16 protein-coding genes are annotated in these 13922 nt (G+C 69.4%); 6 read left to right on the forward strand and 10 right to left on the reverse strand.

The features are described from left to right. Positions 1-255: 255 nt before the first annotated feature. The gene (locus QOZ89_RS08900) at positions 256-1314 is read left to right on the forward strand and encodes a hypothetical protein (RefSeq protein WP_131804172.1); all 1059 of its coding nucleotides are present in this window, start codon (positions 256-258) and stop codon (positions 1312-1314) included. Between the two features lie 224 nt (positions 1315-1538). Here the strand turns inward: QOZ89_RS08900 and QOZ89_RS08905 are convergent, their stop codons facing one another. Continuing rightward, positions 1539-2090, reverse strand: coding sequence for a methylated-DNA--[protein]-cysteine S-methyltransferase (locus QOZ89_RS08905; protein WP_071052974.1), 552 nt, complete (start codon positions 2088-2090; stop codon positions 1539-1541). An 88-nt stretch (positions 2091-2178) separates the two neighbouring features. Continuing rightward, positions 2179-2829, reverse strand: coding sequence for a DUF2599 domain-containing protein (locus QOZ89_RS08910; RefSeq protein WP_083419748.1), 651 nt, complete (start codon positions 2827-2829; stop codon positions 2179-2181). A 309-nt stretch (positions 2830-3138) separates the two neighbouring features. Here QOZ89_RS08910 and QOZ89_RS08915 point away from each other — a divergent pair, with 309 nt between their 5' ends. Beyond that, the gene (locus tag QOZ89_RS08915) at positions 3139-3291 is read left to right on the forward strand and encodes a hypothetical protein (RefSeq protein WP_312623510.1); all 153 of its coding nucleotides are present in this window, start codon (positions 3139-3141) and stop codon (positions 3289-3291) included. Positions 3292-3624: 333 nt separating this feature from the next. Here the strand turns inward: QOZ89_RS08915 and QOZ89_RS08920 are convergent, their stop codons facing one another. Continuing rightward, complete coding sequence (locus QOZ89_RS08920) at positions 3625-4038, reverse strand: nuclear transport factor 2 family protein (protein ID WP_312623511.1); 414 nt, start codon at positions 4036-4038, stop codon at positions 3625-3627. A 94-nt stretch (positions 4039-4132) separates the two neighbouring features. Between QOZ89_RS08920 and QOZ89_RS08925 the strand changes: the two genes are divergently transcribed. Further along, positions 4133-4744, forward strand: coding sequence for a TetR/AcrR family transcriptional regulator (locus QOZ89_RS08925; RefSeq protein ID WP_312623512.1), 612 nt, complete (start codon positions 4133-4135; stop codon positions 4742-4744). Positions 4745-5003: 259 nt separating this feature from the next. Here QOZ89_RS08925 and QOZ89_RS08930 read toward each other — a convergent pair whose 3' ends face one another. After that, positions 5004-5819 carry a helix-turn-helix transcriptional regulator gene (locus QOZ89_RS08930; RefSeq protein ID WP_312623513.1) on the reverse strand — a complete coding sequence of 272 codons (816 nt, stop codon included), beginning with the start codon at positions 5817-5819 and terminating at the stop codon, positions 5004-5006. Between the two features lie 129 nt (positions 5820-5948). Between QOZ89_RS08930 and QOZ89_RS08935 the strand changes: the two genes are divergently transcribed. Together QOZ89_RS08935 and QOZ89_RS08940 are read left to right on the forward strand one after the other, a co-directional pair. Next, positions 5949-6632, forward strand: a complete 684-nt coding sequence (locus QOZ89_RS08935) for a dienelactone hydrolase family protein (protein ID WP_312623514.1) — start codon at positions 5949-5951, stop codon at positions 6630-6632. 248 nt (positions 6633-6880) lie between these two features. Continuing rightward, on the forward strand, positions 6881-8236 hold the full coding sequence (locus tag QOZ89_RS08940) for an acyltransferase family protein (protein ID WP_312623515.1): 1356 nt from the start codon (positions 6881-6883) through the stop codon (positions 8234-8236). A 91-nt stretch (positions 8237-8327) separates the two neighbouring features. On the opposite strand, the gene QOZ89_RS08945 is transcribed toward QOZ89_RS08940, so the two are convergent. The 6 genes from QOZ89_RS08945 to QOZ89_RS08970 form a co-directional block, all read right to left on the reverse strand. After that, a complete protein-coding gene (locus QOZ89_RS08945) occupies positions 8328-8876 on the reverse strand; it encodes an HhH-GPD-type base excision DNA repair protein (RefSeq protein ID WP_312623545.1) in 549 nt (182 codons plus the stop codon). Next, a complete protein-coding gene (locus QOZ89_RS08950; RefSeq protein WP_312623516.1) occupies positions 8824-10161 on the reverse strand; it encodes a Fic family protein in 1338 nt (445 codons plus the stop codon). The genes QOZ89_RS08945 and QOZ89_RS08950 overlap by 53 nt, the downstream gene beginning before the upstream one ends. 354 nt (positions 10162-10515) lie before the next feature. Then, the gene (locus tag QOZ89_RS08955) at positions 10516-10824 is read right to left on the reverse strand and encodes a TraR/DksA family transcriptional regulator (RefSeq protein ID WP_312623517.1); all 309 of its coding nucleotides are present in this window, start codon (positions 10822-10824) and stop codon (positions 10516-10518) included. A 288-nt stretch (positions 10825-11112) separates the two neighbouring features. Next, positions 11113-11757: a dihydrofolate reductase family protein gene (locus QOZ89_RS08960; RefSeq protein ID WP_312623518.1), complete on the reverse strand. Its 645-nt coding sequence runs from the start codon at positions 11755-11757 to the stop codon at positions 11113-11115. Positions 11758-11895: 138 nt separating this feature from the next. Continuing rightward, on the reverse strand, positions 11896-12543 hold the full coding sequence (locus QOZ89_RS08965; protein WP_312623519.1) for a dihydrofolate reductase family protein: 648 nt from the start codon (positions 12541-12543) through the stop codon (positions 11896-11898). A gap of 95 nt (positions 12544-12638) precedes the next feature. Next, a complete protein-coding gene (locus tag QOZ89_RS08970) occupies positions 12639-13385 on the reverse strand; it encodes an HhH-GPD-type base excision DNA repair protein (protein WP_491723647.1) in 747 nt (248 codons plus the stop codon). On the opposite strand from QOZ89_RS08970, the gene QOZ89_RS08975 reads away from it, so the two are divergent. After that, positions 13281-13793 carry a TetR/AcrR family transcriptional regulator gene (locus QOZ89_RS08975; RefSeq protein ID WP_312623521.1) on the forward strand — a complete coding sequence of 171 codons (513 nt, stop codon included), beginning with the start codon at positions 13281-13283 and terminating at the stop codon, positions 13791-13793. The two genes, QOZ89_RS08970 and QOZ89_RS08975, sit on opposite strands and share 105 nt — an antisense overlap. Positions 13794-13922: the final 129 nt, after the last annotated feature.

Consider the following 13922-nt stretch of genomic DNA (forward strand, 5'->3'; position numbering starts at 1 on the left):
AGCAGGATACAACTAATTCTCTCGCCAGCCGCCCTGCTCGTCTGTGACGTTTCCGCCGTCGGCGCCACCCGCGATCGCCAGGCCGGTCGTGCGGCAACCGGGCAACCGGGCAACCGGGCAACCGGGCCGAGGATCAGCGCCGTTCGGCGATGCCGGGCCCGAGCGGCGGTCTAACGGCCGACACGAACGGACAAATGGTGCGCTGCCGATGCTTACCTGTGGGTAGCTGTCGAGGGAGAAGGGGTCACGGGACTGATGACCGGGCCAGGGCTCGAAAACCCGTCCCCACCGCGTGAGCTCCCACCGGACGAGCCGACGCCAGCGCAGGCATCGGTGGCCTGGCCGATCCAGCTACTCGTCGTCTGGCCCGCGCGCGCGGTCGCGTTCGCGGTCTTCCTTCCGTTACGGATGCTCTACGAGCTGGTCGCGCTGGTGCTGCGCGGGCTGGTTCGGGTGACGTGGGGATGGCTCCTGTACCCGGGGCTGCGGTTCCTGTTCAAGGCGCTGTGGGTCGTGCTGTCCGGGCTGTGGGACTGGGCGCTGTGTCCCGTCGGACGAGGGCTGGCCTGGCTCTGGACGCATGCCTGCCTGCCAGTTCTCCGGCTGATCTGGTTCGGGCTGCGCAGACTGGTCATCGAGATCGTGAACGCGCTCCAGGCGTTGTGGCGGACGATCTGCGTAGTCGTCCGCCATCTGGTCCGTCCCGTCCGCTGGTTCACTCGGGCCGCTCTTGCCCCCGCGTTGCGCGCGACGGCGTGGGTCCTGGTTCGCGCCTGGCGCGCGATCCGCTGGTTCAGCCGGGTGGCGGTCGCCCCGGCGTTGCGCGCGATGGCGTGGGTGCTGGCCCGCGCCTGGCGCGCGATCCGCGCCGGCCTGCGCGCGCTCGGCCGTCTGCTGGTGCTGTTGGCCTGGCACCTGGTCGTCCGGCCCGGCCGCTGGCTGGTCCTGGCGGTGCTCGCGCCCGGCTGGCGGGCGACGGTGGCAACGCTGGCCTGGGCGGTCCGCGCAGTCAAGGTGGTCCTGCGCCTGTTCGTGGCCGTACCGCTGGTCTGGAGCTGGCGGACGGTGGCGGTCCCGGCCGGGCGGGCGACCGGGAGGGCACTGCGTGTCCTGGTCGTCGTCCCCATCGCCTGGTGCTGGCGGACGCTGGTCATACCCACGGCGCGGGCGGTACGCACCGTGTCACGGGTGCTGGTCGTCCGGCCGTCACGGTGGGTCCGCCGCACCGTCTGGCAGCCGATCCGCGAGACCATCTCCAACGTCGCCCGAGCCCTCACCGGCCGGCCCGTCCGACATCAGAGGGCCAAGCCCTGAACGCGGCCCGAACCAATGGGTGAGCCGCGGCAACGCAGCAGCGCGGACCCATGTCGGACCCCCGACGACGAGTCGGGCGACGACCTCCGCGACGCCGTTCAGGAAGGTCGCGAGGCGCCACCCGACAGCCGGGCGCGGGCCTGGCCTGGCCTGGCCTGGCCTGGCGAGTGTCCGGCCGCAGGTTCGTGTCGACCCCGCGGAACTGGCTCGGCTGTCGAACAGGGTCAGTCGAACAGGGTCGGGGGCGGGGCGGGCAGGGCGCCTTCGATCTGGAGCATGTGGCGCTTGGTAGCCGGGCCGCCCGGGGCGGAGAAGCCGCCGAGCGCGCCGGCCGCGGCCACGACCCGGTGACAGGGTACGACGATCGGGACCGGGTTGCGGCCCAGCGCCTGGCCGACCGCCCGGACGGCGCCCGGCATCCCCAGCCGCGCGGCGACCTCACCGTAGGTGAGCGTCGAGCCGGGCGGGATCGCGCGCGTCACCTCATAGACGCGGCGGTAGAAGTCCGGCACTCCGCCCAGGTCGACCCGGACCTCGCCGAGATCCACCGGCTCGCCCGCGAGCAATGCGACCATCCCGTCGATCGCTGCCCGAACCCCGTCAGGCGCCGGTCCTTCCACAGCGTCCGGATAGGCGGCCGCGAGGTCAGCCCGAGTGGCGGACACGTCACCCTGGTCGGACGGCAACGCGATGCCGACGATCCCGTCGTCGCCCCAGACGATGCCGCAAGAACCCACCGCAGTGTCGAAGAGCGTCATCCCATGGCTGACAGACATGCCTCTATCGTGCTCCCGGCCACCGACACTCCATCCCTGTCAGGACCCCATCAGGCGGACCGGACGGGAGCAGGGCCGAACCTTCGCGCTACTCGTGCTCGCCGGTGACGGTCTGCTGGGGTTGGACGCCGTCAGGGCGGAAGGTCCGGGAGGTGCCGGACGGGTCCGTTCCGAGAGTGTTGCCGCACTTGGTGGAGAACCAGCGTGACTGGCCCGCCTTCGGCCGCCAGCTCTCGACGTCGAACGTCTCGCCGGTCGCATACCCCTGGCCGCCCGACGCGGGGACCAAGGCCAGGTACTCATGGCAGCGCAGCTGGTCCTGGAGGCTGTCGCTGACCGGCCCGTCGAGCCCCGTGAACCCGGCGGACGGCGTCAGGCAACGGCGGATCGCCTGCCACATCACCGTTGTCGCCTCGTTACGGTCGCTGGCGTGCCGTGCGTCGCCGGTCGGGCGTAGCGAGACCCGGAAGTCGCCGTTCGACCACCGCTGCACGGTGATCTCCTCGACGTACTGACTGGCGCCGCAGTACGGCGGACCGGCGGCGGCCGCACCGGCGGGGCTGGCCGTCGCGCTCGGGACGGCGGCGGCGCTCGGAGAGGAGGAGGCGCCCGCCCCATCGGCGGCGGAACGCGGGGCCGCGGTGGAGCGGGCAGCGCCCTGGGACTGACAGGCCACCGTCACCGCGCTCGCCAGCACCAGACCTGCCGCCACCACACCAGCCGAAACCGCTTTGCCCACCGCCCGCCTCATCACCTGACGAGCCTAGGCCGAGTCACCTGACGAGCCTAGGCCGAGCACGCCTGCCTGGCCTGGCAACGTCGCGCGCTGGACGCGCATGTCCGTCGGCGGCGCGGGCCGCGACCACGCCAGTGACGGGTGAAAGCCTCAGACGCCGCCGCCTGGCCGGCCCGCGGCCGCAGGCCCGACGTCGTACCGGCCGCCCAGCCAAGACCCGCACCTCGCGGTTCGCCATGATTCGTCGGCCCTGGACGCGACTTGTCGACCTTGAAGGCGATTTACCCGACGATCGACGGGTAACGATCGATCATGCTTGCTCTCGTTGCCGCCCTCTGCTTCCTGCTCGCCGCCTTCGGAGTCGACTCGGACGACATCAACCTCGTCTGGCTCGGCCTGGCCTTCCTCGCCGGTCACTTCGCCTTCCCCATCACTTCTTCCCGGTTCAACCGCGCCCGACGGTAAGGGCAGGAAGAGCCGCCCGGCGCTGACGGGCTCCCATAGATCGTCGCGGTCGGGCGCGAAGACCCAGCCTCCATACCCAGCCAGTGATCTTCAGCGCACTCGGCAGCCGAAAACCGGGATGATCGCGAACTGGGGGAGGCCTTGGCTGCGGCTTTCATGGCCTTTTTGAAATCGCGCATCTGGATACGGGTTTCAGGGCTGGTGATATCGGCGACCGAACGCAGGCCGCGAACGCCCGAGCCGCCTCGTCAGCTCATACGGCGCCGCGAATGCCCGCTCCAACGGGATCAGGTCAGCGGGGTAACGACTGATCCGGCGGACCTGCGCGCGGCGTCAGCGCGCCAACATGCCACCGAGGGGCACACGTCGCGCGACGATCTTCCGATGGCGAATACGCCAGCCGTTGCCGTCGAAGACGATCACATCGTCGTAGACGGCACTTCCGCATGTACCGTCGGCCATGATCCCGATGCCCTTCGACCTGGCGTGCACCTGGCCGTCGGCCTGCTCGGTAAGCACCAGGTTCGTGATGTGGTGGCCGACCGGGTTGGCGTCGCCGACGGCGAGTGCCACAGACCGGATGGCCTCCACCCCGGTCACCGTGCCATGGCCGTAGTCGGCGAGATCGTGGGTGACGTCCGGAGTGAGCAGGTCTCCCAGGCGGTCCAGCTCTCCGGCGTCAACGAGATGCCCGTACTGGTGTATCAGGTCCGTGATGGCGACCCGGTCCTCGACGGTCAACGTCATCGGTTGGCTCTCCTTCTCAGCCTGACTAAATGGGGAGTTCCCCACTTCATGGTTTCACCATAATGGGGTCCTCCCCGGTCAGCAAGGAGCCGCCGTGACGCGAGACGTGCCCCCGCGCGCATCGGGGACGCGCGAAACCGGGCGGCGGCCGCGGTCGGACGCGGCGCGCAACATGGACCTGCTGGTGGCGGCCGCAAGAACGCTGTTCGACGAGCGCGGCGCCGACGTGCCCCTGGACGAGATCGCCCGCCGGGCCCGCGTCGGCAACGCCACGTTGTATCGAAACTTTCCGAGCAGGGGCGACCTGCTCGTCGCCGTCTACTCCGAAGAGGTCGACGCCGTGCTCGGGCAGGGTGCGGCCCTGCTCGAGACATCTCCTCCCGAGGAGGCGCTGTTCACCTGGCTGGACCTGTTCGTCGTGCACGTCGCGACCAGACGTCCCCTCGCCCTGGCCGCGATCTCGCATGAGCCCGACGAGCGGCGCGGGGAGCTGGCGGAACGCTGGCACGCGATGATGCGTTCGACGATGGCGGCTCTGCTGGCGCCAGCGCAGGAAGCCGGTGCCGTGCGCCGCGACCTCACGGCCGTCGATCTGCTGGCGCTCACCAACGCCACCGCTCTGGCCAGCACCGACCCGTCAGATGCCGTCCGGCTGATGCACGTCCTGCGCAGCGGCGTCGAGACCCGGTCGGATGCTCATCCGTGATCCTTCGCGCATAGCCTCTGGCCGGCCCCCCTTCGAGCAGACGATCTTCATGGTTGGACGGTAGAACCACGGGTCAGGCGGCGCCGGTCCTGGCAGCGGCCTTCATCTGCTTTTTGTACTCGCGAACCTGGTCCCGGGTGGAGACGTCCACGATGTCAGCGACCGAGCGGAAGCTGCCCTTATCCCCGAACGGTGCACACGCCTCACGCCATCCAGGCGGGGTGACACGGCCGGACCCTCGTGCCTCGAACCTGACCGGCTAGCTCTCGACGCGGTAGGTGACCAGTGTCTGGTCGGGATTGTCGGCGATCTGCAGCACCACGTGCGAGTAGGTCCGCGGGCCGAGGAGCGGGTGCCGAAGTTTCTTCACCCCGCTACCGATCGAAGCGACGTCATGACGCGGCCACCATCGGCGCACGAACTCGCTGTCGCGCCGGAGTTCGGCTACGAGTGCGACGAAGCTCGGCTCGTCCTTGTGTCGTGCCGCTGCCAGGCGGAACCGTCCAAGCATCGCGCGGGCCTCGAACTCCCAGTCGAGGTACACCTGCCTTGCCCGGTCGCTGGTGAACATCCATCGGACCAGGTTCCGGTCGCCGACCGGCCGAGCTTCCCAGTCGGTGAACAGCTCCCGTGCCGACGGATTGGAAGCGAGGACGTCCCAGCGCCGTCCCTTCACGTAGGTCGGGTACGGCTCGAGCCGGTGCACAAGATCGACAATGCCCGGAGCGAGGTACTCGGTTGGTGTCACGGAAGCCCGTCCGCCTTCCGCGGCAGGCCCGACTCCGTCGTGTCGACCATAGGCCAGTACGTCCAGGTACCGGCGCTCCGCCGTGGTCATCCGAAGCGCGGCGGCGAGCGCATCGAGCACGTGCTCGGACGGGCGCACCGGACGGCCCTGTTCCAGATAGGTGTAGTAGGTCGCGGACAGGTTCGCCAGCAGCGCGACCTCTTCACGGCGCAACCCCGGCGTGCGACGCCGCGTCCCTGGCGGCAGCCCGACCGCGCTCGGGCTAAGCCCGGCCCGCCGCGACCGGAGGAGCTGGCCCAGGGCGACCGGGTCTCCGTCGGACTCCATGCCTACCAGCCTAGTCATGCCGGTACTACGAACCGCCGACTCTGGTTACTATCGTCAGCGGCGACGACAGTGGTGACTATGGCACTCGTCCACCAGACAATTGAGATACCAGTCGCGGATCGCACCACCATGCCGGCCTACCTGGCGCGTCCGGACGGTGATGTGGCCAGAGTCGGTGTCGTCGTTGTCCACGAACTGTTCGGCGTGAATCCCGACATCATTTCGGTGGTCGACGACATTGCACACGCCGGCTATCTCACGATCGCCCCCGAGTTCTACCACCGCGACGCCGCACCGGGCCGGTGGCTACCACGCGACGACAGTGGGCGCGACGAGGGTTTCTCCCTGTTGCACAAGATGACACGCACCCAGGCAATCGACGACGTACGCGCCTGTGCGGACCTGCTGAAGACGCGTTGCGGCGTGGACGAGATCGCCATGGTGGGCTTCAGCGCCGGCGGCCACCTCGCCTTTCTCGCGGCCACCCAGGTACCCGTCAGTCGGGTGGTCGTGCTGTACGGCGGCTGGCTCACCAGCACCGACATACCGCTCAGTAGGCCCGAGCCTACGCTCACCCTCGCCTCCGGTATTACCGGCAAGCTGCTGTACCTGGTCGGCGAGAGCGACAAACTGATCGACGAAGAAGAGCGCGGCGAGATCGCCAGTGCGCTACAGGCGGCGAACATCACGCACGAGATGGTCACCTACCCCGGCGCGCAACATGCGTTCTTCTGGCCGGGGACACCCACCTTCGACGAGAGCGCCCGCAACGACGCTCGGCGAAGGATCCTGGCATTGCTCGCGGAAAACTAAGCGAAAGTCAATCCCGGCAGGTTCCGCGGTAGGGCGCTACCCTGGCGACCTCCTCGACATCGAGTGGCCGTACGAGCCGCCGGGTCAGCTCGTACGGCGCGACGAACGCCCGCTCCAGCGGGATCTGCTGATCCCACCCAGTATCGGAACGATGGAGTGAAATCGGCAAGATCATTGATCAGGTCGGCGGTGAACAGGTCATCCAACCGTCATGCTCTCCGCCGGGTCGCCGTGGAAAACTGCCCCACGTGCGGGTTCTGCGCGAGCTGGCCGAACAGACGCCGCCGTCACGGGAGCGGTACGTCGACCTGCTCCGCGCCGTGACGATCGTCCTGGTCGTCCTCGGCCATTGGCTGGTCAGCGTGATCACCCACAACGAGCAGGGGCAGCTGGCCGGACACGCGGCGCTCGAGTCGATGACGTGGATGTACCCGTTTACCTGGCTGGTCCAGGTCATGCCGCTGTTCTTCATCGCCGGCGGGTACGCCAACGCCGCGTCGCTGGCCGCGCACCGCGACCGTGGCGGCCACGCGATCACCTGGCTACAGAACCGTGGGGCGCGCCTTCTACGGCCCACCACTACGTTCCTGGTCGTGCTCGCCGCCGTCGCGTTGGTCGCCCAGCCGCTGGGCGCCGACCGCGAAATGGCCCGGCTGGCCATCTGGTTCGCCACGATCCAGCTGTGGTTCCTGTCCGCATACCTCGCCGTGGTGCTGCTGACCCCGTTGATGTACTGGCTGCACGGGCGGTTCGGCTGGGGCGTGGTGGTCGTGCTGGTCGTCCTGGTCACGCTCGGGGACGTGGCCCGGTTCCACGGCCACGGTGACATGGCTGACGGCGGCTACATTTACGGCTGGCTGGTGATTCACCAGATCGGGTTCTTCTGGAGGGACGGCCGGCTGCCCTTCCGCCCGCGGGTATGGGCGCCGTTGCTGTTCGGCGGCCTGGCCGCGGTGATGGCGTTGACGCTGGCCGGGCCCTATCCCGTCAGCATGGTCGACGTCCCCGGGAGGGAACCGCACAACGCCTCGCCGCCGACGGTGGCCCTGCTCGCCAGCACCGCCTTCCAACTGGGCCTAGTGATGATGCTGCACGGCCCGGCGCAGCGCTGGCTGCGCCAGCGGCCCTGGCAGGCCGTGGTCGGGACAAACATGGTGATCCTCACCATCTTTCTGTGGCACATGTGCGCGGTGCTGTTGCTCGTCGGCCTGCTGAACGCTGTGGGCGCGCTGCCGACACCCGCGGCGGGCACCGTTTCCTGGTGGATCTGGCGGCTTCCCTGGTTCCTCATGCTCGCGGTGATCCTTGCTGGCCTGGTGGCGGTGTTCGGCCGCATCGAGATGCGCGGCACGCGCCAGGCGGCGGCCAGCAGGCTGCCGCCGTGGCTGACCCGCGCCCTCACGAGCCCGGTGCCCTGTCTTGTGCTCACCTTGGCCGCCTTCGCCGGTGCAGCCGCCGGGCTGATCAGCAACAACGTCGCCCCCGCAAGGGCCCATTACCGGGTCGGCATGCCGCTCGGCGGCCTGCTCGCCTACCTCGCAGGCGCCGCGCTGCTCCGGCTGCTGCGGTCAGCACGGACGGTCTCCGGCGCCGAGCCGCCCTGACGCCGCCGAGCGGTGGCGGACGAGCGGTGGCGGAACCACCGCGACCTTCGCACCCCAGACGCCGGCAGCGCGGCCCCACGGGCGGTCCTGGTCAGGGCGTGGTCGCCTTCGCGGCCGCCTTCATCTGCTTCTTGAAGTCCCGGACCTGGATGCGGCTCTCGGGGCTGACGATGTCGGCGACCGAGCGGAAAGCGCCCTCCTCGCCGAACGGGGCGCAGGCCTCCCGCCATCCGGGCGGGGTGACGCCGAACTGCTTGCCCAGCAGCGCCACGAAGATCTTCGCCTTCTGCGGACCGAAGCCGGGCAGCGCCGAGATCCGCTTGAGCAGCTCGCGCCCGTCGGCGGCGGTGCTCCAGACCCGCGCGGCATCACCGTCGTAGCCGTCCACGACCAGCCGGCACAGCGCCTGCACCCGCTTGGCCATCGAGCCCGGAAAGCGGTGCAGCGCCGGCTGCTTCGCGAACACGGCGCCAAGCTCGTCGGGGTCGAAATCCGCAAGCTCCACGACGTCCAGCGGACGACCGAGGCGCTGCGTCAGTTCGTACGGCGCCGCGAACGCCCGCTCCAGCGGGATCTGCTGGTCCCAGTCAGTCTCGGAAGGATGGAGCGGCCCAAGCCGCAGCTTCCGGGCGTGCGGCAGGAAACGGCGGAACTGGACGTCTTGGAGACGCCTCACGGGTGTCCCAGCGAGTACTGGCGAGCCTGCGCTCTGTGATGGCAAGCAGGTCGAAGATCTCGCGGGCAAGGTAGCCGGTCGTGTTGCGCTCGACCTGACGAGCCGTGAGGATGCCGGCCGCCAGCAATTCTTCCAGCGCAGACTTGGCCGCAGGGAATGAAACACCCAGCATGCGCTCGACCGTGCGCGCGGTCATTACCGGAACTTCGGGCAGCATCTCGAGTATCCGGCGTAGGGACGAACCTGCCCGCGCCTGCGATGTCCTACCCGCTGCCTGCCGGTGCTCCGCGAGCCGCTCGGCCCAGACCCGTTCGAGCGTGGCCACATCCGCGCTGAAGGCCCGCGCCTGACCCACCGCGAGATCGACAGCGTTCAGAAAGCCGGTGAGCCAGGCGTTGACACCGGTCTGCGCTGCCTCATCGCGGGGGGAGCCGTTATAGCGGTATGCGGTCAAGCCCTCGATGTACGCGTCGGACTGAGTCAACAGCACCAAGCTGACCGGCAGCACCGCAGTCCGCGACAACCCTCGTCGAGTGAGCACAGTGTGGATCAATGCACGGCCGACCCGACCGTTACCATCAGTAAACGGATGGATCGTCTCGAACTGTGCATGCACCAGCCCTGCCTGGATGAGCGCCGAGTGCCCGGCTCCCGATGCATATTGAGCCAGATCGTCCAACAAACCCGCGACCTGTTCATGCGGCGGTGGCACGAACTCGGCATCCAACGGATGCCAGCTTCCCCCTCCCACCCAGTTCTGGACAGTCCGCAGACCGGGCGGGTCGTGGTCAGGAAGCAGCGCGCGGTGTAGTCCGACGATCCCTTCCGAGGTCACCGTTGCCGCGGCCGCGAGCGCGCCACCCGCCTGCCGCAGGGCGCTGACGTTGTTGGCCACCAGCCGGGCATTGTGCGAGAAGCCCTTGAGCGGCAGACCCTCGACCTCGGCCAGTTCGACGAGCGCAAGTTGCTGCGGCGAGACCTGGAGACCCTCGATCCTGGAGGAGGCGAGCGCTTCCGATCTCAACAGGAAGCGGGCAAGACCTTCCAGCCCACGTACCCCCGGAGTGCCAGCGAGCGCACGAACCGACGCCTCAACCTCGGCGCAGCGCGCGTCAAGGATCGCGTCCATGGTCAGCGGCCGGCCAACCAGCGGATCAGGAATATAGGGCCGGTAGGTACCACCTCGGCGGTCCCGGCTGCCCGGAGCGCCGTAGACCGGCTCCCACCGTCGGACCTCATAGCGGGCCACCGGCTCACCCCCAGGCTTTAATGTTCATGACGACCGTTAAAGTTTAACCCTCTAAACTTTACCCTGCGGTCCGCGGATGGAGGTCACGCGGACCTACTGATCATGGTTTCGAGGTCGAGGCGGGCGACGGTCGCGCGTCCAGGTTCCGCCGGCCCCGACGATGGTTGTCCAAGAGCCGCTCGGCCGCGTCGACCGCGGTGATCGGCGGCATGAGACAGAACGTCCTGGCGGGCGGCCTTCTACGTCGGAGTGAGGGCGGTCCTCCGCGCGACCCCGCGACGGACCCGGTGAGGCGACCTGGGCGATCCGGCCAGTCCGACGGCGGATCCAGGAGAACGGGCGACGGGGCGGGCGCTATGCGCACCGGACGCAGGTCCGCGCCGCCGGCCGGGCCTCCAGGCGTCCCGCCCCGATCGGCTGCCCGCATACGGTGCACGTCCCGTAGGTACCGGCGGCCAAGCGGGCGAACGCCGCGTCGATCTCCTCCGCGTCCCCCGCCGCCTGGCGCAGTGTCGCCCTCAGCTGCTCACGCTCGAACGGCATCGACGCCCCCTCGATGTCGTGCTCGTCATCCGCTCCAACATCGGCGGAGTCCTCGAGCAACCGGGCGAACTCGAGCCGGAGCGCCTTCAGACGTTGCGCCGCGCGAGCCCGCTCAACCACGAGCCGCTCGAACGCGGCAGATCCGGACGTGGACGGCCCAGGCATGGAGCCGGACGACATGGGCCTATCGAAACACGTGTGCGCGAGCCGCGGGCCACCAGGCGCGCAGCGATCAGGTCGCGGTGTTGGTGACCGTCCGTGGGACGCCGTGCTCCGCAGAGTGTGCCCGACGGGGTGAAGCGCTCAGCCGACGGGGCCGCGGTACCGTCTCGTTGGTACCGGCCGTTGCCCGCCGCGTGACCGGCCGACGCCGGCCCGGAGGCCGCGCCTGCCGGTGCCGGCCCGTACCTAGCGCCGCCAGAAGAAGTGGTGCACGAAGCCGCTCGGCCTCGGCACGCGCTCCAGGTGGAACCGGTCGGTCAGCTCGTCCGGGCTGTCCCACAGACGGACACCGCGGCCCAGCTCGAACGGAGCGACCGCGATGTGCATCTCGTCGATCAGGTCCGCGTCGAGGAACTCGCGAACGGTCGTGACGCCGCCGCCGATACGCACGTCCCGGCCGTCCGCGGCGGCCTTCGCCTGCTCCAGCGCCTCCTGCGGTGTCGCGTCCAGGAAATGGAACGTCGTGTCGCTCAGGGTGAACGACGGCCGAACATGATGCGTGAGCACGAACACCGGCGTGTGGAAGGGCGGCTCGTCGCCCCACCAGCCCTGCCACTCCTGGTCCAGCCAGGGGCCGCGGATCGGACCGAACTTGTTCCGTCCCATGATCTCCGCGCCGATGTTGTGGGTGAAGTCCCGGACGATGTAGTCGTCGAGCCCGCGGGTGCCGCCCGGTTCGGTGCGGTTGACCCAGTTGGCCGTCGCGCCGACCCAGCTCATCAGCTCAGCGGGATCCGCATGGCCGAACGGGCGCTCGAGGCTCTGCCCCTCGCCTGCGCCGAACCCGTCCTTCGCGACGGTGAAGCAGTGGACTCGAACCCGCTGCGTCATGGCCTACCTCCTTCAGCTTGGCGAGGTGCCTGTCATGGCCCCTGCGCCAAGTGGTCGTAGCCGACTCGCCCCACACGACATCGCCGGCGAAGAAGTTTCGGCGCGTCGGCCGGCGGCACGGATTACCGCACGCGGGCCTCAGCCGACGCGCCCGACGCCGCGGTCGGGTTCGCTCATGTCTCCGGTGCCGGGTGTTCCGTCGGCGAGTCCGTAGCGCAGGTAGACGATGCCGTTCGGGCTGGCTACCGGTGGTTCGAGGAGGGTGAGGTTCGAGGGCACCGCGCCGTCGTCGAACAGCTTCTTCCCGACGCCGAGGACGATCGGGTGCACCCACAGGTCGAGGCGGTCGAAGAGCTGCTCGCGCAGGAGGGTCTGCACTAGGTCCAGGCTCCCGACGACCTTCACGTGCTGGTGGCGGTCTCGGATCTCGCGCACCGCGCCGGCCAGGTCGGGGCCGAGCTGTGTGGACCCGGCCCAGGTGAGGTCGGGCGTGCCGCGGGAGGCGACGTACTTCGGGATGCTGTTGAACAGCGCCGCGATGTCGCCGTCCTCGCCGCCGTTCTGGTGTGGCCAGTAGGCGGCGAAGATGTCGTAGGTTCGCCGGCCGAGCAGGAGGGCGTCCGTGCCCTCGTACGCGGCGCCGATCTGGGCGCCGGAGACCTCGTCGATCAGGGGCGCCTGCCAGCCGCCGAACGGGAATCCGCCCGCCGGGTCCTCCTCGGGGCCGCCGGGCGCCTGCCCGACGAGGTCGAGGGTCGCGAACATCTCGATCTCGATGAGTCCCATGCCGTACTCCCGATGAGCTGGCTGTCTCGGTCGGGAGGTAGACCCGCGGGCAGCGGCAGACTCATCGCCGGCCTAGGCACGCACCGGCGGGCGACTCAGCCGGCTTCGGCTTTGGCCGCGGCCTTCATGGTCTTTTTGAAGTCGCGGACCTCGAACAGCGTCTCCGGGCCGGTGATGTCCGCGACTGACCGGCGGCTGCCCTCCTCGCCGTACGGCGACGTGACTTCGCGCCACCCTGGCGGCGTCACGCCCAGCTGCTTGCCGAGCAGCGCAACGAAGATCTTCGCCTTCTGTGCCCCGAAGCCGGGCAAAGCGCCGACCCGCCTCAGCAGCTCCTTGCCGTCGGCGGCCGTATCCCAGATCGAGGCCGGATCGCCGTCATACCTTTCCGTGATCACCCGGCAGACCGCCTGGACACGCTTGGCCATCGACCCCGGGAACCGGTGCAGCGCCGGTGGCGTCGCGAAGATCGAGGCGAGCGCGTCCGGATCGAAGCCGGCCAACTCGCCGACGTCGAGCGGCCGGCCGAGTCGCTGAGTCAGGATGTACGGCGCGGCGAACGCCCGCTCCAACGGGAACTGCTGGTCCAGCACCATGCCGATCAGCAGTGCCAGCGGGTCGTTCGTCAGCAGCTCGTCCGCCTCGTCGATCTGGCTCAGGTGCAGTCCCACAGCACAACCGTAGCCGACTGTCGCGCGGCGCCTATCGCGCCGCCGGCGCGGACGAGAAGTTGACGTATGGATATCTGTGCTGACAGTCCCGGTCCCGGCGCGGGCGCGGCTGGCTCCACCGAGGACGTCGCGCACCGCGCCGAGGTCGGCATCGCGACCGTGTTCCGCCACTTCCCCACGAAGGCCGCTCTGGTGGAGACAGCCCTTGTCCGCCACTTCGACCTGCTCAGCGAGCGGGCATCCGCCCTGGCGTTCCCACTGGCTCGCCTGCCTGTCGCTGGCCCTGGCAGCCGCTGGCTGATGGTCCGGGCTCGGACGGCCACGATAGACACGGACGGAAGTCAACTCGCCGCCGAAGCGCCGATCGGCGACGATCCTCTCAGCCAACTGGCCGTGATCAACATGACCGTGGTGACGTGGCGCGTCGACCGGCTGGAACCTGCTTCGCGCCGAAAAGTGAACGTTCTGGTAGTCGACGAAGACCGCGACTCGTGGGGTCATGACGTCGCCGATCTAGAAAAAGCCCCGCCAGTCCCGGAGGACGGCGGGGAGAAAGTGCCAGCCACGCTACTGGCGTAGGCGCTGACCCGTCGAACGCTGGCACGGTCGCCCACTGTGGTCCCTCGCTCCTGCCGCCGCAGGCCGGAGCCTGCGCTACGCAGTCAGGCTGGCGTGGACCGTCCAGAATCCGGGTCCCACGGCGCGGCG

This window comes from Pseudofrankia coriaricola, assembly GCF_032027725.1.
Taxonomy (GTDB): Bacteria; Actinomycetota; Actinomycetes; order Frankiales; family Frankiaceae; genus Pseudofrankia.